Raw genomic sequence first — 20,009 nt, forward strand, 5'->3', positions numbered from 1 at the left:
GACCCACCGGCCGGCGGTGTTGTACGCACGGCGGGTCCACATCATCGGAGCATAGCATCAGGGTCGTCCCGCCACCCGAGCATGCACCCTTTCGACTTCACAGACCCGTGAACCCGCCAGCATGTCCGACACCGATCTGATTCGACTGGAGTCCGTTACGCGCCGCTACCGTGAGGGTGCGCGCAGCCGATGTGTGCTGGACGGCGTAAACGCCCGGGTCGCGCCCGGGGAGATCGTGGCCCTGCTGGGGCGCAGCGGCTCGGGCAAGTCCACGCTGCTCAATCTCATTGCCGGTATCGATCTGCCGGACGAGGGACGCATCCGGGTGGAGGGCCGTGACATTGCCGCCATGGACGAGCGCAGCCGGACCCTGTTTCGCCGGCATCGCATCGGGTTCATCTACCAGTTCTTCAATCTCATCCCGACGCTCACCGTGGCGGAGAACGTGGCCCTGCCGCTGGAGCTGGCGGGACACCCGGACCGGGGCAGGGTGTCGCGGCTGCTGGAGGCATTGGGGCTGGCCGGTCGCGCCAACGACGATCCGGACCGGCTTTCCGGCGGTGAACAGCAGCGCGTCGCGCTTGCCCGGGCCCTGATCCATGAACCCACGGTGCTGCTGGCGGACGAACCCACCGGCAACCTGGATGCCGAGACCGGCGAACAGGTCATGGGGCTGCTGGTCCGGCTGGTCCGGGAACGGGGCGCGACGCTGGTGCTGGTGACCCACAGTGCCGAGGTGGCGGCGGTGGCGGACCGGGTGTGGCGCTTGGCCGACGGCCGCATCCGGGACGAGGAGGGAGCGGCCCCATGAGCCTGCCGTCCCGGGCTCTGTGGCGCGATGCCCGGCGCCACCCCTGGCAATGGATCCTGGCGGTATTGGGTGTGGCGCTGGGTGTTGCGGTGGTGGTGGCCGTGGATATCGCCAACCACAGCGCCTCCCGTGCCTTCGGCCTCTCGCTGGAGGCCGTCTCGGGGCGTGCGACGCACCAGATCCTGCCCTCCGGCCCCGGTGGTATCGACGAGTCCCTGTTCACGCGGCTTCGACTCGCCGGTGTCCGCCCGAGTGCCCCCGTCGTGGAGGGCCATGCGCGCATCGACGGCGAGACCTTTCCGCTGCTGGGGCTGGAGCCCTTCTCGGAAGGCCCGTTCAGGGAACACGTGGCGGGCGTTCTGGATGCCGATGTGCGCGGGCTCATGGTGCGCGGCGATGCCCTGGCCCTGAGCGGGGGGCTGGCCCGCCGCCTGGGGGTCAGCGGGGGAGACAGGGTGCAGCTCACCGTGCCGGCAGGCCGCGTGGACCTGACCGTGACCGCGCTCATCGGGGACGGTCCACCCGGCCTGGACGGGGTGCTGCTCACGGATATCGCCACCGCCCAGGTGCTGCTGGATCGCGTCGGGCGGCTGGATCGGATCGACCTGATTCTTTCTGAGGGTGCCGATCCCGCGCAGGTGCTCGAAGGTCTGCTGCCGGAGGGGGTCCGCGTGGAGGAGGCCGGGGCCCGGGAACGGTCCGCCCGGCAGTTGACACGGGCCTTCCACATCAATCTCACCGCCATGAGCCTGCTCGCGCTGCTGGTGGGTGGCTTTCTCATCTACAACACGCTCATGTTCGCCGTGTTGCGGCGCCGTCCTCTCCTGGCCACGCTGCGGTCGCTGGGAGTCACCCGCGCCGGCGTGTTCCGCCTGGTGATGAGCGAGGCGGCCGTATTGGCCCTGCTGGGCGGCATACCGGGCCTGCTGCTTGGCGTGCTCATCGGGCAGGGTCTGGTCCACCTGGTCACGCGCACCATCAATGACCTCTATTTCGTGCTGTCCGTGACCGCGCTCCATGTGCCGCCCTGGCTGCTCCTCAAGGGCCTGGCCCTCGGCCTGGGTGCGGCCCTGATCGCCGCCTTGGGGCCGGCTTGGGAGGCGGTCCATATCCGGCCCCGGGAGGGGTTGCGACGCTCCTCCCTGGAGCGCCGCGTCTACCGCCTCACCCCCTGGCTGGCCGTGGCAGGCGTGGCCCTGATCCTGCTGGGATATATCCTGGTCCACGTGAGTACCCGTGGCCTGGTGATCGGCTTTGTGGCCCTGTTCTTCATGATCATCGGTTACAGCCTGCTGGTGCCCCTGGCGGTCCTGCTGCTTTCCCGCCTGCTCGCCCCGCCCCTGGGTGCGGTGCTGGGTGTCACCGGCCGGCTGGCCGGGCGCGGACTCGGTGCGGCCCTGAGCCGTACGGGCGTGGCGGTGGCGGCGCTCACGGTGGCTGTGTCCGCCACGGTGGGGGTGGGCGTGATGGTGGACAGTTTTCGCACCACCGTGCAGGGCTGGATCGGTCATACCCTGCAAAGTGCCCTGTACGTGACCTCGCCGGCCCCCGGGGACGAACGGGCAGGTTCCCTGTTGCCCCGGGGGGTGGCCGAGCGGGTGGCGGCGCTGCCCGAGGTGGCCTCCTTCAGCACCGGGCGACGGTTTCAGGTGGATTCAGGGCGGGGACCGGTGGAGTTGTTCGTGCTGGGGCCGGCGCCGGACAGCTACGCGGGCTTTCGCTTTCGCGCCGGCGATCCGGCGCGCGCCTGGCCCGCGTGGGAGGCCGGGCGCGCGGTGCTCGTCTCCGAGCCCTTTGCGTGGCGGCACGGGATTGCGGTGGGCGATGCGTTGAGCCTGCACACGTCGCGGGGGGAACGCAGCTTCACCGTGGGCGGCATCTACCAGGATTACGGTTCCCGGCAGGGCGTGGTGCTCATGGCCCGGAACACGTTCCGGGCGCTCTGGGACCCACGCACGGAAGGCACCCTCGGCGTGTATCTTGCCCCCGGCGTATCGGTAGCGCAGGGTGTCGAGGCGGTTCGCCGTGCCGTGGCGGACATGCCGGAGGCGGTGTTGGTTACGCCGGCCTCCGAGATCCGCGAGAACTCCATGGCGATCTTCGATCGCACCTTCGCTATCACCCACGTGCTGCGGCTGCTGACCGTGGGCGTGGCCTTCGTGGGCATCCTGAGCGCACTCATGGCCCTGCAGTTCGAAAGGGCCCGGGAGCACGGCGTGCTGCGCGCCACGGGCATGACGCCGGGTCAGGTCACCGGCCTGGTGAGTCTGCAGGGCGCGCTGCTCGGTCTGGCGGCGGGGCTGCTGGCGATTCCGTTGGGGCTGATGATGGCCGATGTGCTCATCGACGTGATCAACCGCCGATCCTTCGGCTGGAGCATGCTGCGCACGGTGCCGGCATCCGTGCTGTTGGAAGGCGTGTTGCTGGCGGTGGGCGCCGCGTTGCTCGCGGGGCTTCGGCCCGCGTGGCAAACGGGCCGCGCGCGGCCGGCGGATGCGTTGAGGGAAGAATGATGAAAGTGGGAAGTGTGAATTGGGAAGTCGGAAAAAAAACCACCTTCACCCCGACCCTCTCGCTGAGGGAGAGGGGGAAGAACGGATTGCGAATTTGCTCCCACCCCCGCTTGCGGGGGAGGGTTGGGGAGGGGGTCTTTGCCACTGTCGTTCTCCTTCTTACCTTGCTGGTCGGTTGCGCCGTTGATCAACCGTCGGAAAGTGTCGATGTCTCCGTGGCGTTGGGCGGTGACGACGTGGCGGGCTACCTGCGCGCGGACCGGCCGCGGGCGTTTCGCTTCCCCGAGGACCACGGGCCGCATCCGGGCTTTCGCAACGAATGGTGGTACGTGGTGGGCAATGTGGACAGCGAGGCGGGTCGGCGCTTCGGGTTCCAGATCACGTTCTTTCGCGTGGCGCTGACGCCCGATGTGCCGGAGAGCCTCTCCGCCTGGGCGACGGATCACGTGTGGATGGCGCACCTCGGGGTGACCGATGCGGGTTCGGGAGAGCATCACGCCTTCGAGCGTTTCGCCAGAGGCGCGGCGGGGCTTTCCGGGGCGGATCTGGATCCTTTCCGGGTGTGGCTGGAGGACTGGAGGCTCATCGCGCTTGAGGGCAACGACTTTCCGTGGCGCCTCGAGGCCGTCGAGGGGAACACGGGCGTGGACATGGTCTTCGAACAGCGCAAGCCGCCCGTGCTCCAGGGTGACGGTGGATTGAGCCAGAAGGGCGCGGGCGAGGGCAATGCTTCGTATTACTACTCCATGACCCGCCTCGATGCGCGGGGCAGCCTGCGGATCGGCGACGAGGTGCACGAGGTCTCCGGCAGCGCGTGGCTGGACCGGGAATGGAGCACCAGCGCCCTGGCCGAGGATCAGGCGGGGTGGGACTGGTTTGCCCTGCAACTGGATGACGACCGGGAGGTGATGTACTACCGGATGCGCCGCGAGGACGGCAGCACCGACCCCTACAGCAAGGGATTGATCGTGGCGCCCGACGGCGGCAGCCAGCTCATCCGGAGCGAGGACGTGAACCTGGAGGTGCTGCGCACGTGGCGCAGCGATACGGGCCGCAATTACCCGGTCGAGTGGCGTCTTCGCCTTGCGCCGATGGATCGCGAATTCGAGATCCGCGCCGTGCACGATGCACAGGAGATGAACATGACCGTGCGCTACTGGGAGGGCGCGGTGGATGTGTTGGAGGATGGCAAACCCGTCGGCAGGGGGTATGTGGAACTGGCGGGGTATTAGGAAAGGATGAAGGATGAAGGTTGAAGGATGAATGAAACCCACCCCACCCTGGCCCTCCCCATGAGGGGAGGGGAAGTACAGGGTTGGACTCTGGTTTCATCCTTCATCCTTCATCCTTCAACCTTCTGCCTTTCCTAGAACCATCCGCGCCGCTTGAAGGCGTAGAGCATGCCGCCGGCCACCAGGATCATGATGAACCACACCACCGGGTAGCCGTAGTAGGTGTAGAGCTCCGGCATGGACCAGGGGCTGTCCGGGTGTGCGAAGTTCATGCCGTAGACGCCCACCAGGAAGGTGAGCGGGATGAAGATGGTGGCGATCACCGTGAGCACCTTCATCACCTCGTTGAGGCGATAATTGACGCTGGAGATATAGACGTCCACCAGGCTGGCCGCCATCTCCCGGTAGGACTCCAGCAGGTCCATGATGTGCACGGTGTGGTCGTAGACATCCCGCAGATAGGGCATGGTGGCTGCGTCGAATACCCCCGTGGCCTCGCGCATGAGCCGCCCCAGGGCTTCCCGCGTGGGCCAGAGCTGGCGGCGAAGCAACAGGAGCTCGCGCCGCAGGTTGTGGATGCGTTCCAGCGTCTCGCGGGTGGCCGAACCCAGGACCTGTTCTTCCAGGTCTTCCAGCAGTGCGCCCAGGTCCTCCATGAGCGGGAAGGACTGATCCACCACCAGGTCCATCAGGGCATAGCCCAGGTAAGGCGCGCCCATGTTCGACAGGTTGCGATTGCGGCTTTGCATGCGCCGGCGCACGGGCTCGAAGGGGTCGCCCGACCCGCTGTGGAAGCTCACCACGAAGTTGGCGCCCACGAACAGGTTGACCTGCTCCAGGACAATCTCGTTGTCATGCCAGCGGGCGTGATTGAGGACGATGACCGCATGATCGTCGTACACATCGGACTTGGGCCTTTGCCCGGTATTGGCCACATCCTCCAGCGCCAGTGCATGCAGGCCGAACCACTCGCCCAGCTGTTGCAATTGGCTGTGGGACGGTGATCCCTGCACGTGCACCCAGACGACGCGGTCCAGGCGATCCGTCGTCCAGTCCGCGAGTTGTGTTTCGTCGGCCGCCTGGGCCTGTCCTTCGGAGAACAGCAGGATCGGCATGGGCGCCCCGTCCGCCGGAGGCTGCTGGCCGGTGGACAGGGTTCCGGGGGCGGTGCCCGGCGGATGATAGCTCTTGCGGAATACGTCAATCATTGGGCTGCCTCATGGGTGTCCGTGATGCCGCCGCGGGACACACCCCGGGGAGGGTCCGCGGTGCCCCGGGGATTCCCGGGGATGATGGATGGATCCGTCGGTCCGCGCCGCGCACCGGGCGTCATGGTCGTTTGCCGCCGTACGGGTTTCTTTCCGGGTGCCCCACGTTTCGTCCCGCTTCCGGGGAAGGGTGATCCCGTGGACATCGGACCGCCGGCAAAATCGGTTAACATATGCCCCCTAGTACTTTATCTGCCCCCACATGCCTATCCGTTGCATCACCTTCGATCTGGACGACACACTCTGGGACTGCATGCCCGTCATACGCAGGGCGGAACAGACGTTCCACACGTGGTTGTCGGTGCATTATCCCCGCATTGCCGAGCGTTACGACCATGATGCCATGGTGGAGCACCGCAAGGCCTGGTTCGCCCGGTTCCCGGAACTGCATCATGATCTGACCACCTTGCGCAAGCGCTGGCTTGCGCTGATCGCCCGGGAGTCGGGCTACGACGAGACCCTGGTGGAGCCGGCCTTTCGCGTGTTCTGGGAAGCCCGCAACCGGGTGGCCCTCTACGACGATGTGACCGTCACCCTGGAGCGCCTCCGGCCCCGCTATCGCCTGGGGGCCATCACCAACGGCAATGCCGATGTCCATCACATCGGCATTGGTCATCACTTCGATTTCGTGGTCACCGCGGCCCGTGTCGGCGTGGCCAAGCCCCACCCGGAAATCTTCACCGCCGCTCTGGACGAGGCGGGCACTGCCGCCCATGAGACCCTGCATGTGGGCGATGATCCGGTGCGTGATGTGGCGGGTGCGGCGGCCGTGGGCCTGCGCACGCTCTGGGTGAACCCGCGGGCGGACATCACCCCGAAAGGCTGTACGCCAGATGGCGTCGTGTATTCGGTGGGTGAGGTGGTGGAATGGGTCGAGTCGAGGGATGAAGGATGAAGGGTGCTCTCCCAATGGGGTGATGGACCCGGGATGTTTGATGATGCGATGGTTCCATGCCGCTCAATTGGGAAGGTCTGATCAATGGTGAACGTGCTTTTCGTCTGCATGGGCAATATCTGTCGCTCCCCCATGGCCCACGGGGTCTTTCAGTCCATGCTCGATGAGGCCGGTATCGCGCACCTGGTCCGGGTGGACTCCGCGGGCACCCATGCCTACCACGTGGGTTCGCCCCCTGACGAACGCGCGCAGCGCATGGCTACTGTTCACGGTGTTGACCTGAGCGGGCAAAGGGCCCGGTTGCTGGAGGCGCAGGACTTCGAACAGTTCGATTACGTACTCGTCATGGACGAGGACAATCTGGAGAACGCCCGGCGTATCTGTCCGCCGGACTGCCGTGACCGGATCCGCCTGTTCCTGGAATTCGCGGAGGGTCTGGGCGAGCGGGAAGTGCCCGACCCCTATTACGGCGGGAACGACGGGTTTGAACGGGTCATGGAAATGGTCCGGAGCGCGGCCCAGGGCCTGCTGGACGAGCTTAAACGCCGCTACCGGTTCTGATCCGGTAACGTGGCGCACGGTTGAAACGTAAAGAGGGCGATCCGGGGATCGCCCTCTTTACGTTGTGAGACCGGCCCCGGGCCGGGTTATCCGCCGCCCGGCTTGTCCGCGCCCACCGGCTCCACCGGGCGCGGCCGCTCCTGGGCACCTGTGGTTGCCGGTTCGGCTACCCGTGTGGCGGATTCGGTCGCTGCAGGGCGTGGGGGCGGTGCGGCCTTTGCCGGTGCCTGGGCCGCCGACGGCAGGACCGCCGACTCCGGACGGGTCCGGGGCGGTGCGGAGCTGTCCCGGGTGGATAGTACCGTCTCGGAGACCGGCCGCGCGGGGACGGGGGAGCCACGTCGTGGCTCTGACGGCTTGCCTTCGCTGACCTGTCCTGCGCCCTGGCCGGCGGGCGGGCGGTGCTCACCGGCCGGTGCTGCTTGCCGGGACGCGGGCGCGTCCGTGGAGGCGGTCTTGTCCCGGGCGGTCGGGCTGCCCGTGGGGGGCGTATCCCCGGAGGCCGGCCGCGCGCCGGCATCGCCGGACTGACGCGAATGCTCCGCAACGGGCTTGTTGCCGGTCGTGTCGCGGTCCTGGGCTTCTCCGGACCTGTCCCCCGGGGCCGGGGAGAGATCGCGCTTCCCGGGCGGCGTCTCCGGTCGGGCCGGCGACGTGTCCTGCCCGGCGCCGGGGCGCGGTGCACCGGCCGCCGGGGTGTCCGTGGCAGTGCCTTTCTCCCGGGCGGGCGGGCTGCCTGCGGCCACATCCCCGGCCGCATCCTCGGCGCCGTGCCGCGGTTCGCTGCCACCAGGCTGAGGCGGGTTGCCCCCGGCGGTTTTGCCGCTGCGGGTTTCACGTGCCGCCGAAGCGCGGTCCTGACCGGCACCCTGACCTTCACCGGAACTCTGGCGTTCGCCGTTCTGCCGGTCCTCGCCGCCGCCGCCGCGACGCCGGCGGCGCCCACCGCGGCGTCCCCGGCTGCGGCCGCTCGGTTTGCCGCCATCGGTGTCCTGGTCGGGCTTGTTTGCCTCGGTCCCGGTTCCGGAATCCGGGCGGGGGGAAGACTGGGCCTTCTTCTTGGCTTCCGCGTCGCTGCCCTCATCGGCACCACTGCGCCGGTTGCGTGTGCGCCCGGTCGTGCGCCGATTGCTCTGGGTGCGACCGCCGCGCTTGCCGTCGTCCTCCCGGTCGCTGCGCCCCGATGCGGCACGGGACTTGCGCGGGCGCGAGGGGCTGGCCTCGTCCTCCGCCCCACCTTGAGAGGTCCCGGCGAACAGGCTCTTCCACACGCGGGTGAGGAAACCCGGCCGGGCCTCGGTCTCGCGCGGTTCGCTGGGAGGAGTCCGGGGCGTCTCCTCAGCCCTGGGGGCCGGTGCCGGCGGGCGAATCGTCTGCACCGCGGGCCGCTCCAGGTCGGGCAACTCCGTGGTGGCGGAAATCACTTCCACCACGTCCGGCTCGGGAAGCATCTGATAGCTGCTCTTGTCGCGCAGTTCCTCGGGCACATCGTCGAAACGGATGCGGCGAACCTGGAAATGCGGTGTCACCATGTCCGGGGTGGGCACCAGGGTGACCATGACGCCGTGGCGGCGCTCGATGGCGTTGACGGCGTCGCGCTTCTCGTTGAGCAGGAAGGTGGAGACGTCCACGGGCAGCTGCGCCAGAACGCGGCCCGTTTTGTCCTTCATGGCCTCCTCCTCGACCAGCCGCAGCACCGACAGCGCCAGGGATTCCACGCTGCGGATGTGCCCGTGACCGCTGCAGCGCGGGCACACGATCTGGCTGGATTCCCCGAGGGAAGGGCGCAGGCGCTGCCGGGACATCTCCAGCAGGCCGAACCGGGAGATACGCCCTACCTGAACCCGGGCACGGTCCACCTCCAGGGCGTCGCGCAGGCGGTTCTCCACCTCACGCTGGTTCCTGGCCGGCCCCATGTCGATGAAGTCGATGACGATCAGGCCGCCCAGATCCCGCAGGCGCAGCTGGCGGGCGATCTCGTCCGCGGCCTCCAGGTTGGTGTTGAGGGCGGTGTCCTCGATGTCACTGCCCTTGGTGGCGCGTGCGGAGTTCACGTCGATGGAGATCAGCGCCTCGGTGTGGTCGATGACGATGGCGCCGCCGGACGGCAGGGAGACCTGGCGCTGGAAGGCGGCCTCGATCTGGCTTTCCACCTGGTAGCGGTTGAACAGCGGGACGTGTTCTTCGTAGAGCTTGAGCTTGCGCAGGTTGTTGGGCATCACCTGCTGCATGAACTCCTGGGCCTGTCGGTGCACGGCGGGATCGTCAACGATGATCTCGGAGATGTCGTTGCGCATGTGATCGCGCAGCGCCCGGATGATGACGTTGCTTTCCTGATAGACCAGGAAGGGGGCCTTGCGGCTTTCGGCGGCCTCGGTGATGGCGGCCCAGAGGGTCTTGAGGTACTCCAGATCCCACTGCAGTTCTTCCACGCCACGGCCCACGCCCGCCGTGCGCGCAATCAGGCCCATGCCCTGCGGCACTTCCAGCTGGCTCAGGGCCTCGCGGATCTCGCTGCGGTCCTCGCCCTCGATGCGCCGCGAGACGCCACCGGCACGGGGATTGTTGGGCATGAGCACCAGATAACGGCCGGCCAGGCTGACAAATGTGGTGAGCGCGGCGCCCTTGTTGCCGCGCTCTTCCTTCTCCACCTGGACGATGAGCTCCATGCCCTCCTTGACCAGATCCTTGATGGAACCCTGCTGACTCTCGTCGCCCTCGCCGTTGCCGCCGGAGGGCAGGCAGCTTCGGGCGATTTCCTTCAGGGGGAGGAAGCCATGGCGTTCGGCGCCGTAGTTGACAAAGGCGGCTTCGAGACTGGGTTCAACCCGGGTGACAACGGCCTTGTAGACGTTGGCCTTTTTCTGCTCCCGGGACGGGACTTCGATATCCAGGTCGTAGAGCTTCTGGCCATCGACCATGGCCACACGCAGCTCTTCGGGCTGCGTGGCATTGATCAGAATTCGCTTCATGAATGGTTTCTCGAGGGTTCGGTTTCGCCACATCGCGGGTTACGCCGGACTGTCCGGCGATCGTCGCCGCAGGCGCGGGCGTGCGTGCGCGCATCAACAGCAGCGCGCACAGGCACCACCAGGGGATCGCCAATCCCATGGGCCGGCCGGTGACGGATGCGGTGGCAAGGTTGTTCAATTGAGCGCTCGGGTGCATGCGTTCTCGTTGTGCTCCCGGTCGGTGAATCCAGGCGCTTTGGCGCGTGGAAACGCATCGTCCGGGGAAAATCTGCAGGTCACGACGGGGGAGGGCGCTCCGGGGCACCGCAACGAATGGGCCGGTGCAGAGGGAATGAGCCGATCCTTCCCTCGTGACACCCCATGATACCAATTGGCAACAGTGCGTTCAAACCCTTGATGGATCGGTTATTATCCGGGTCCATGTCAGCCCTGCCCTTTCCATGAAAGTGCCCGCGACAGCCCGTTCCGGGGTCGCCCTGGTCCGGATTGAAGCCGGCCAGGCGGGCCAGCGCCTGGACAACTTTCTCATGGGGCGGCTCAAGGGCGTGCCCAGGAGCCATGTATACCGCCTCCTGCGCAAGGGGGAGGTGCGGGTGAACAAGGGGCGGGTCAAGGCCGACTACCGCCTGAGCGAGGGGGACCAGGTGCGGATCCCGCCGGTGCGCCGATCCGGAGTGTCCGCCGATGACAGGGCACAGCCCCTGCCCGAGGGCCTGGCCCGCACGCTTCGCGGGGCCATCCTGCTGGAGGACGATGATCTCCTGGTGATGAACAAGCCCGCGGGCCTTGCGGTGCACGGGGGCAGCGGGGTGCGCCTGGGCCTGATCGAGGCCATGCGCAGGCTCAGGCCCGACGCGGCCTTTCTCGAACTGGCCCATCGTCTGGACCGCGAGACCAGCGGTTGTCTGGTGCTGGCCAAGCGCAGGGGGGCCCTGCTGGCGTTTCAGGAGGCCCTCAAGTCGGGCGGGGTGGAAAAGCATTACCTGACGCTGGTGGCCGGGGTCTGGCGCGGTGGTCCGCGCCGTGTGTCGGAATCGCTTGCCCGCAAGGGCCCCGGGACCCGGGTACGCCCGGTAACGGTGGACGAGACGGGCAGGCACGCGGAGAGTTTTTTCTTCCCGCGCCGGCATTTCAGCGATTCGACACTGATGGGGGTTGAGATCGGCACCGGCCGCACCCATCAAATCCGGGTACATGCGGCCCACGCGGGTTTCCCCGTGGCCGGCGACAGCCAGTACGGTGATTTCGAGTTCAACCGGCGCATGAAGCGCCTGGGGCTGAAACGCCAGTTCCTCCACGCGGAGAGCCTGCGTTTCCACCTGCCGGACCATGCACATCCGTACCGGATCCAGGCGCCCCTGCTGGCGGAACTGGAGGCGGTCCTGGAACGTCTGGAGCCTCTGGACGTCTGAGGGGTTCCGGGAATGATTTTTTTGCCACAAAGGTCACAGAGGTCACAGAGGTAAAGACAGCGGCTGGAAGACTCGGCCGGTGGCGTGCGTGCATCGGGCGTTGAGGGACGCACCGTCGCCGGTTCGAAGTTCTCTCTCTGTGACCTCTGTGGCCTCTGTGGCCAGTGAGGCTCCTGATTTATCATGTCATCCAGATCCTACCAACTCCTTGTGTTCGACTGGGACGGGACGCTGATGGACTCGGCGGCCCGGATCGTGTCGTGCCTGCGCGGCGCGATCGCCGAAACCCGGGCCGAGGCTCGGGACGACACCGCGCTTCGCGATATCATCGGCCTCGGGCTGGACGAAGCGATCCTCGACCTGTATCCCGAAGCGGATGCGCGCTTTCTGACGGATTTCCGGGACGCCTATCGGGCGTATTTCCTGGAGCGGGACGAGACCCCGTCGACGTTGTTCCCCGGAGTGGCGGAACTGCTGGCGGGGCTGGAGGCGGCGGGCTACTGGATGGCCGTGGCGACGGGTAAGTCCCGGCGGGGGCTCGACCGGGTGCTGGAGGAGACGGGCCTGGGGGATCATTTCCTGGCCACCCGTTGCGCGGACGAGACCTTCTCGAAGCCCCATCCGGCTATGCTCAACGAGATCATGGATCAACTGGGCCTCACGCCGGACACGACTCTCATGATCGGCGACAGCGAGTACGATATGCTCATGGCAAGCAATGCGGGCGCCGACCGGCTGGGCGTCACCTACGGAGTCCATGGGGGCCAGCGGCTTGCGCAGCATGGGCCGGTGGCGCTGATGGATGACCTGAGGCACTTGCCGTCGTGGCTCTCTGGAAGCGGGAAGCGTGAATCGGGCAGTGCGACGTAACGTCACCTGCTTCCAGCCAACCTAACCGTCAAAGGACGTGATGTATGGCGCAGGATGAAAACTGGGAACGCGAGGCCCTGACCCGGATCGCCCTCGCGGGTGTGCAGGAGCAGCGCAGGACGAGGCGCTGGGGCATTTTCTTCAAGCTCCTGGGGTTTGCCTATCTGTTTGCGCTGCTGGCACTCTTTCTGGCGGGGCCGCTGGGCACCGAGGCCCGCAAAGCGGGTCCCCACACGGCACTGGTGGATCTGCAGGGCGTGATCAGCGAGGGCAGCCGGGCCAGCGCGGACCTCGTGACTCAGGGCCTGCGCAGTGCCTTTCGGGACAAGAACACGGTCGCTGTCCTGATGCGGGTGAACAGTCCCGGCGGAAGCCCGGTGCAGTCCGCATACATCAACAATGAACTGCGCCGTCTCAAGGACGAGTACCCCGACACGCCGGTGTACGCCGTGATCAGTGATGTCGGCGCATCGGGCGGCTATTACGCCGTGGTATCCGCGGACTGGATCTATGCGGATGCCTCCAGTGTGGTCGGGTCCATCGGGGTGCGCATGGACGGCTTCGGGCTGGTGGAAGCCATCGACAAGTTGGGCATTGAGCGCCGCCTGATGATCGCGGGTGACAACAAGGGCCTGATGGATCCGTTCCTGCCCATCAACCCCGAGGAGCAGGCCCATGTGCAGCGTCTGCTGGACAATATCCACACCCGGTTCGTGGACGCGGTGAAGCTCGCACGCGGCGACCGGCTCAAGGGAAACGAGGACGTACTGTTCAGCGGCCTGATCTGGACCGGTGACGAGGCCCTGGAACTCGGCATCATCGATGGTCTGGGAAGCCCCGGCTACGTGGCCCGGGAAGTGATCGGTGAGGAGAACATCGTGGACTTCACGCCGCGCCAGGATCTGTTCCGCCGCCTGGCGGAAAGCCTCGGCACGGCCATGGTTCAGGCTGTCATGAAGCTGAGTGAACCCACCCTGCAGTAGGAGGCCCGACCCGGTTGCTCCTGCGCGGGTTTCAATCCGCCAGCGGGGTGATCTCCACGATCACCCCCAGCATCGGATGATCCAGGTAATGGATCTCCCGTGAGCGCATGCGCCGGCGTTCGCTGACGTAGCTCTCCACGAACTCGCGTCCTTCCAGTGTCTGTACATGATCCCCGGGCAGGGTTTCATTCGTGGCGCGGCGATAAAGCAGGTCGGTCTGCAGGTGCAGGAAGCGGGCGAGGCTCAGGGTGACCGTGCCGTCCACGTCGTAGAGGAGCTCCAGGTCCTGAGGCGCCCGGGGCGCGCGCTCCATCACCGGCATCACGTGCCATGGTTCGGACAGGGGTTGTTCCGGTGCGGGTGCCACATGGCCCAGCAACTGACCGCCACGGATGCGCACGGGCAGCGCCTGGTCCTGGGGCAGGCCCGGCTGTTCCCAGGCGTAACTGGCGATCACCTCGAACAGGGGCGACTGTTCCAGGCGCGTGACCACCCCGCGCAGCCCGAATGGCGTGCCGGAGACATCGCGAAACAGCGGTTCGTATTCGGTCTCTCCCGGCGCGCCGAACTCCACGGCATCCTCCAGGCGCGGCACGATCCCGCTTTGCCACACCTCGCTCCGGATCGCGTTGCGGTCCGTGTGACTGACCAGCACCATCTCCACCCGGAACATGCGCGGTTCCTCGGCGGCCAGCATTGCGGGCAGCGTCGCCCACAGGCACAGGGCCGCCGGGAGCCAGATGTGCAGGCGGGTGCGGCGCCTGGCACGCACGGTGACAGGCAGGGGTTTCCGTGGGCCTTCGGGAGCGCGCATCAGGCGGCCTCCTGTTTGAGGTCCAGTGAGTTGAGGATACGCTTCACGGCCTGCACGCGCTGTTCCAGGCTGTCCATGGTCTCGAAGAAGCGCAGCCGCTGTTCCGGATCCAGCCTGAACTTCACGGGGTCCGACTGTATCAGTGCAATCAGCCGTGCGGGATCCAGATCGGGATTGGCCTGGAAGGTGAACCGGCCGCCCTGGAGGCCTGCCTCCAGCTTGCGCACGCCCAATGGCTGCAGGCGCAGGCGCAGCCGGGTGACCTCCATCAGGTTCTTCGCCTGGGCCGGCAGCAGGCCGAAACGGTCGATCATCTCCACCTGCAGTTCCCGCAGCGCCGCCTCCGATTCGCACCCGGAAATGCGCTTGTAGAGAATCAGGCGCGTGTGCACGTCGGGCACGTAGTCGTCCGGGAGCAGGGCCGGGACACCCAGGTCCACCTCCGTGACCTCTGCCATGGGACGGTCCAGGTCCGGGATTTCGCCCTTCTTCAATGCCTTGACGGCACGATCCAGAAGTTCGTTGTAGAGCGTGAACCCGATCTCCTGGATCTGGCCGCTCTGGTCCTCGCCCAGCAGTTCGCCGGCCCCGCGGATCTCGAGATCGTGGGAGGCGAGGGTGAAGCCCACGCCCAGGTCTTCCAGGGATTCGATGGCCTCCAGACGCTTCACCGCGTCCGCCGTCATGGCCGAAGGGTGCGGCGTGAGCAGGTAGGCATAGGCCCGGTGATGGGATCGGCCCACTCGCCCGCGTAGCTGGTGAAGCTGCGACAGGCCCAGCTTGTCGGCGCGGTCGATGATGATGGTATTGGCGGTGGGTACGTCGATACCGCTTTCGATGATGGTGGTGCACACCAGCACGTTGTGGCGCCGGTGATAGAAATCCAGCATGACGCGTTCCAGGGTGCTTTCGCGCATTTGGCCGTGGGCAATGCCGATATCGGCGGCGGGCACCAGCTCGGCCAGTTCCCGTGCAGTCTTCTCGATTGTCTCCACCGAGTTGTGCAGGAAGTACACCTGGCCGCCGCGGCGGATCTCGCGGGTGACGGCTTCCTGGATCAGCGCATCGTTCCACTGGCTGATGAAGGTCTTGATCGCGTGCCGCTCCATGGGCGGTGTCGCGATGATGGACAGGTCGCGAAGCCCTGAAAGCGCCATGTTGAGTGTGCGCGGGATCGGGGTGGCGGTGAGCGTCAGCATGTCCACTTCGGCGCGCAGGGCCTTGAGGCGTTCCTTGTGGCGTACGCCGAAGCGGTGTTCCTCGTCGATGATCACAAGGCCCAGGTTCTTGAAGGTCAGGTTCCCCTGGATGAGCTTGTGGGTGCCGATGACGATGTCCACACGGCCGTCCGCAAGCCCCTGCATCACCGCCTTCTGATCCTTGGCGGAGCGGAAGCGGGACAGGGATTCGATGTGGACCGGCCAGTCCGCGAAACGGTCGGTGAAATTCTGGTAGTGCTGCTGCGCCAGCAGGGTGGTGGGTACCAGCACCACCACCTGCTGACCGCTGTTGGCGGCCACGAAGGCGGCGCGCATGGCCACCTCCGTCTTGCCGAAGCCCACATCGCCGCACACCACCCGGTCCATGGGCCGGTCGGCGGCCATGTCCTCCAGGACCGCTTCGATGGCGCGGGCCTGATCCGGGGTCTCCTCGAAGGGGAAGGCGGCGGCAAAGGCCTGGTATTCCGTGGCCTCCACGTCGAAGGCGTGTCCCTTGCGGGCGGCGCGGCGGGCATAGATCCCGAGCAGTTCGGCCGCCACATCCCGTGCCTTCTCCGCTGCCTTGCGCCGGATCCGGCTCCACTGCTCTCCGCCCAGCTTGTGCAGCGGCGCGTGTTCGGTGTCCGCGCCGGTGTAACGGCTGACCAGGTGCAGGGAGGCGACGGGCACGTAGAGCTTGTCGCCCCCCGCGTACTCGAGTGTCAGGAACTCCGCCTCCTGCCCGCCCACGGCGAGTTTCTGCAGACCCAGGTAACGGCCGACACCGTGTTCCTCGTGCACCACCGGCGCGCCGGGATGCAGGTCGGTGAGATTGCGGATGACTGCATCGGAATCCCGTGTCGGGCGCTTGCGCCGCCGCTCCTGGCGGACCCGTTCGCCGAACAGGGCGGACTCTGTGATGACGGCCAGCCCGCAGCAGGCCATGCGCATGCCGTCCTCGATGGGCGCCACGGTGATGGCCAGCCGCGCATCGCCATCCAGAAAGCCCTGCCAGTGATCCACGGGCGTGGGCCCAAGGCCAAAGGGCCGCAGGCTGTCGATGAGGAACTCCCGCCGTCCGGCGGATTCCGCGGCGAACAGCACGCGACCGTCGAAGCCGTCGAGAAAGGTCTTCAGCGCCGCTGCCGGGTCGGCCTGGCGGATCCGGATGCGAACGTCCGGCAGGGCTCCCACGTCAAAATTGACGGCGGGTTCGGTCCGCTCCAGCTGTTCGGGGCGTTCCACCCGGACACCGGGGCGGGCGGAAAGCCTGGACCTCAGCTCGTCCGGTGTGAGAAAGAGCTCTTCCGGTTCATGGATGGGCCGTTCACGGTCATGGCGGCGCTGTTCGTGGCGCTGAACCGCCTGGGCGAGAAACTCTGCGCCCGCGGTTTCGATATCGCCTGCCTGCACCAGGCGTACGTTGCCCGGCAGGTAGTCGAACAGGCTGTCCAGCTTGTCGAAGAACAGCGGCAGGTAATACTCGATGCCTGCCGGAGCCGTGCCCTGACTCACGTCGCGGTAGATGACGCTGGCCTGGGGGTCACCTTCAAAGCGTGTGCGGTATCGCTGGCGGAAGGCCTTGATCGCTTCCTCGTCCAGGGGGAACTCATGGGCCGGGAGCAGGCGCACCCGTTCCACCGTGTCCAGGCTGCGCTGCGTCTCCGGATCGAAGCTGCGGATGGACTCGATCTCGTCATCCAGCAGGTCCACCCGGAAAGGGATGTCGCTGCCCATGGGAAACAGGTCGATGAGCGAGCCGCGTACGGCGAACTCGCCGTGTTCCATCACCTGGCTTACGCAATGGTAGCCTGCCTGTTCCAGGTTGCCCCGCAACGCGTCCCGGTCCAGCCGGTCGCCCGTGGCAAGCATGAGCACGCGACCCCGAAGCCAGGCCCGCGGGGCGATGCGCTGCATGAGCGTGTTGACCGGCACCACCAGGACACCCCGTTCCAGATCGGGGAGTCGGTGGAGGATTTCCAGGCGCTGGGAGATGATGTCTTCGTGGGGCGAGAACAGATCGTAGGGGAGTGTTTCCCAGTCCGGCAGGGTGAGCACCGGGATCTGTTCGCCGTGCAGGAAGAACTCCAGCTCCCGCGCGAGCGTTTCCGCGTCCCGCGTATCCGGAACCATCACCACGCCGGGGCCTGCATGGGCGCGCAGCGCACGCGCAATGGCCAGGCCCCGCGCGGCGCCGTAGAGCCGGCCCCAGCGACGGATGCCGGGGCGCTCGGGAATCGGGGGCGGGGTCAGTGGGCTGTGCAGTGCGTGGGCGGACATCAGGGCAGTCGGTGTCTGAACAAACGGCCGCCTATTCTACTGCACCGGGGATAGCAGTGCAGTAAAGCAATGGCAAGTCTCAAGTGGTCAGTGGCAAGGGAAAACCGCCGGATCCTCCCCCGCATGGCGAGGGCGGGGGTCGTTTCCCTTGCCACTTGAGACTTGCCACTTGCTACTTACAAGTACGCATGCCCAGCAGGCTGTAGGCGGGACACCAGCTGATGACTGCGGTGGCCAGCGGGATGATGCCGATCCAGCCCCAGGGGGTCTGTGGGCCCACGAACACCAGGCTGATCAGCACGAGCCCCACGATGGCGCGCAGGGCGCGGTCCACGGTACCCATGTTCTTCATGCCTTCCAGATCCATGACTCTGTCCTCGCGGTTGAGGGACGACATCATGAAGGATAGTGCGCGGCGGGGCGGATTTCAGTGATTTCATCACCCAGAGAAGTGGTGACGGGTGAACGGGCGGATCGGCGGCGGAGAGGATTGCGAATCGCGCGGTTTTCCCTGACCGGCTGTTCCCGCATCCCTCGCGTGTACCGGTGCGGTCTGCCTGTTCATTTTCCCGAGGGTTATCCCTCAGCCACCAAGCGCAGGGCCTGGATGTCCAGCAGATCGATCTGACCCCGGGCGAGGCGTACCCAGGCGTGGCGTTCGAAGTCCTTCAGGACACGGCTGATCACTTCCCGCGCGGTGCCCAGCTCCACGGCCAGGTCCTGGTGGGTGCAGTGCAGGGTGCCGGCGCTGTCGGCCAGTTCCAGCAGGCGATGGGCCAGGCGGGCATTCAGCCTCCCGAAGGCCACCTCGTCGATCAGCGTCATGAGTTCCGCGATGCGCCGGCCGTAACTCTGGAACACGAAGCGCCGAAAGCCTGTCGAGTGTTCGATGCCTTCCATGAAACGGACCTCTGGAATGGCGATGCCCGTCACCGGGGTCTCGCAGATCCCCTCGGCGCTGTAGCGGCTTCCGCCCAGGAGGCAGGACGTGGTCAGTACGCAGGATTCCCCGCCCTGAACCCGGTAGAGGACGATCTCCCGACCGCTGCCGGAGATCTGCTGTACCCGCACGGAACCCTGTATGACCAGGAGATACTGTTCACAGGCGCTGCCCGGGCGGAACACGACGGTGCCCGCCGGGGCCTCCAGCGGGCAGGCGTCGCGCAGCAGCGTGCGCCCGACCGGGTCGTCCACCTGGTCGAGCCGGGTGAAATTCCGGGTCCATGCGGGCAGGTCATCGAGGGTCATGGGTATGCTCGTGTCAGTCCCGGTAGCGTTTGAGCAGATCGTGGTAGGCGTCGATGCGCCGGTCGCGCAGGTAGGGCCAGATCCGGCGTACCTGCTCCGCCCGGGCCATGTCCACATCGGCCAGCAACACCGTCTCCGCGTCCGGGGGCGCCTGGGCCAGCATCTCCCCCTGGGGTCCGCAGACGAAGCTGGAACCCCAGAAGCGGCTGCCGGCGGTGGCGCCGCCGGGATCGGCCTCGAAGCCCGTGCGGTTGCAGGCGGCCACCGGCAGGCCGTTGGCGATGGCGTGGGCGCGCTGGATGGTGATCCAGGCGTCGCGCTGGCGGGCCTGTTCCTCCTCGGAGTCGTTCGGGTCCCAGCCGATGGCGGTGGGGTAGATGAGCAGTTCTGCTCCCGCAAGCGCCATGAGCCGCGCGCCTTCGGGGAACCACTGGTCCCAGCATACCAGCACGCCGAGGCGGCCCACGGAGGTGTCCACGGGTTCGAAGCCCAGGTCTCCGGGCGTGAAATAGTATTTCTCGTAGTAGCCGGGGTCGTCCGGAATGTGCATCTTCCGGTAGAGGCCGGCCAGCCCGCCGTCGGAATCCAGTACCACGGCGGTGTTGTGGTAGATCCCCGCCGCGCGCCGCTCGAACAGCGACCCGACGATCACGACCCCGTGTTCCGCCGCCGCTCGCGACAGGAAATCCGTCCCCGGGCCGGGGATGGGTTCCGCCTGATTGAATACCGCGGGATCCTCGGTCTGGCAGAAATACAGGCCGGTGTGCAGTTCCTGGAGCACCACCAGGCTTGCTCCGGCCTGTGCCGCCTCGGCGATGCCCGCCAGGCTCTTCTCCAGGTTCGCCTCACGGTCGGCGCTGTTGGCCTGCTGCACGAGCGCGATCTTCATGATTTTTGGTCCGGATGTGTTCTGTCTTGCGAGATTAAGTAACCCGTGATGGGAACGCAAAG

Annotated in this window: 16 protein-coding genes; 9 read left to right on the forward strand and 7 right to left on the reverse strand. The window is 66.8% G+C overall.

Going from position 1 to position 20,009, the window contains the following annotated elements; genetic code table 11:
* The first annotated feature begins 121 nt into the window (after positions 1-121).
* The 3 genes from THITHI_RS0101430 to THITHI_RS0101440 all read left to right on the forward strand — a co-directional run bounded on the left by THITHI_RS0101430 (position 122) and on the right by THITHI_RS0101440 (position 4,556).
* Entirely contained in the window at positions 122-811 is a 690-nt protein-coding gene (locus THITHI_RS0101430; protein ID WP_018231283.1) for an ABC transporter ATP-binding protein, read from the forward strand.
* On the forward strand, positions 808-3,324 hold the full coding sequence (locus tag THITHI_RS0101435) for an ABC transporter permease (protein ID WP_018231284.1): 2,517 nt from the start codon (positions 808-810) through the stop codon (positions 3,322-3,324). Before THITHI_RS0101430 ends, THITHI_RS0101435 begins: the two co-directional genes overlap by 4 nt.
* 221 nt (positions 3,325-3,545) lie before the next feature.
* The gene (locus tag THITHI_RS0101440; RefSeq protein ID WP_018231285.1) at positions 3,546-4,556 is read left to right on the forward strand and encodes a lipocalin-like domain-containing protein; all 1,011 of its coding nucleotides are present in this window, start codon (positions 3,546-3,548) and stop codon (positions 4,554-4,556) included.
* A gap of 134 nt (positions 4,557-4,690) precedes the next feature.
* On the opposite strand, the gene corA is transcribed toward THITHI_RS0101440, so the two are convergent.
* Positions 4,691-5,764: a magnesium/cobalt transporter CorA gene (gene corA, locus THITHI_RS0101445; RefSeq protein WP_018231286.1), complete on the reverse strand. Its 1,074-nt coding sequence runs from the start codon at positions 5,762-5,764 to the stop codon at positions 4,691-4,693.
* Positions 5,765-6,026: 262 nt separating this feature from the next.
* On the opposite strand from corA, the gene THITHI_RS0101450 reads away from it, so the two are divergent.
* Both THITHI_RS0101450 and THITHI_RS0101455 read left to right on the forward strand, forming a co-directional pair.
* The gene (locus THITHI_RS0101450; RefSeq protein WP_018231287.1) at positions 6,027-6,719 is read left to right on the forward strand and encodes an HAD family hydrolase; all 693 of its coding nucleotides are present in this window, start codon (positions 6,027-6,029) and stop codon (positions 6,717-6,719) included.
* 84 nt (positions 6,720-6,803) lie between these two features.
* Positions 6,804-7,280, forward strand: a complete 477-nt coding sequence (locus THITHI_RS0101455; RefSeq protein WP_018231288.1) for a low molecular weight protein-tyrosine-phosphatase — start codon at positions 6,804-6,806, stop codon at positions 7,278-7,280.
* A gap of 86 nt (positions 7,281-7,366) precedes the next feature.
* Here the strand turns inward: THITHI_RS0101455 and THITHI_RS0101460 are convergent, their stop codons facing one another.
* The gene (locus THITHI_RS0101460) at positions 7,367-10,252 is read right to left on the reverse strand and encodes an Rne/Rng family ribonuclease (protein ID WP_051079898.1); all 2,886 of its coding nucleotides are present in this window, start codon (positions 10,250-10,252) and stop codon (positions 7,367-7,369) included.
* 2 nt (positions 10,253-10,254) lie between these two features.
* On the opposite strand from THITHI_RS0101460, the gene THITHI_RS18270 reads away from it, so the two are divergent.
* The 4 genes from THITHI_RS18270 (at position 10,255) to THITHI_RS0101475 (ending at position 13,517) form a co-directional block, all read left to right on the forward strand.
* Entirely contained in the window at positions 10,255-10,434 is a 180-nt protein-coding gene (locus tag THITHI_RS18270; RefSeq protein ID WP_033336889.1) for a hypothetical protein, read from the forward strand.
* 258 nt (positions 10,435-10,692) lie between these two features.
* Positions 10,693-11,664, forward strand: coding sequence for an RluA family pseudouridine synthase (locus tag THITHI_RS0101465; protein WP_026185952.1), 972 nt, complete (start codon positions 10,693-10,695; stop codon positions 11,662-11,664).
* Positions 11,665-11,847: 183 nt separating this feature from the next.
* Entirely contained in the window at positions 11,848-12,534 is a 687-nt protein-coding gene (locus THITHI_RS0101470; RefSeq protein WP_018231292.1) for an HAD family hydrolase, read from the forward strand.
* Between the two features lie 44 nt (positions 12,535-12,578).
* A complete protein-coding gene (locus tag THITHI_RS0101475; RefSeq protein WP_018231293.1) occupies positions 12,579-13,517 on the forward strand; it encodes a S49 family peptidase in 939 nt (312 codons plus the stop codon).
* A 31-nt stretch (positions 13,518-13,548) separates the two neighbouring features.
* On the opposite strand, the gene THITHI_RS0101480 is transcribed toward THITHI_RS0101475, so the two are convergent.
* The 5 genes from THITHI_RS0101480 to THITHI_RS0101500 all read right to left on the reverse strand — a co-directional run bounded on the left by THITHI_RS0101480 (position 13,549) and on the right by THITHI_RS0101500 (position 19,947).
* Positions 13,549-14,331, reverse strand: coding sequence for a CsiV family protein (locus THITHI_RS0101480; protein ID WP_018231294.1), 783 nt, complete (start codon positions 14,329-14,331; stop codon positions 13,549-13,551).
* Positions 14,331-17,810, reverse strand: a complete 3,480-nt coding sequence (mfd, locus tag THITHI_RS0101485; protein ID WP_018231295.1) for a transcription-repair coupling factor — start codon at positions 17,808-17,810, stop codon at positions 14,331-14,333. Before mfd ends, THITHI_RS0101480 begins: the two co-directional genes overlap by 1 nt.
* A 172-nt stretch (positions 17,811-17,982) precedes the next feature.
* Positions 17,983-18,210 (reverse strand): YgaP family membrane protein, encoded by a 228-nt coding sequence (locus THITHI_RS0101490; protein ID WP_018231296.1) that lies wholly within the window; start codon positions 18,208-18,210, stop codon positions 17,983-17,985.
* A gap of 176 nt (positions 18,211-18,386) precedes the next feature.
* Positions 18,387-19,058 carry a Crp/Fnr family transcriptional regulator gene (locus tag THITHI_RS0101495; protein ID WP_018231297.1) on the reverse strand — a complete coding sequence of 224 codons (672 nt, stop codon included), beginning with the start codon at positions 19,056-19,058 and terminating at the stop codon, positions 18,387-18,389.
* 13 nt (positions 19,059-19,071) lie between these two features.
* Positions 19,072-19,947 (reverse strand): carbon-nitrogen hydrolase, encoded by an 876-nt coding sequence (locus tag THITHI_RS0101500; RefSeq protein WP_018231298.1) that lies wholly within the window; start codon positions 19,945-19,947, stop codon positions 19,072-19,074.
* Positions 19,948-20,009: the final 62 nt, after the last annotated feature.

Origin of the sequence: Thioalkalivibrio thiocyanodenitrificans ARhD 1 (assembly GCF_000378965.1) — a bacterium.
Classification (GTDB): Bacteria; Pseudomonadota; Gammaproteobacteria; order Ectothiorhodospirales; family Ectothiorhodospiraceae; genus Thioalkalivibrio_A; species Thioalkalivibrio_A thiocyanodenitrificans.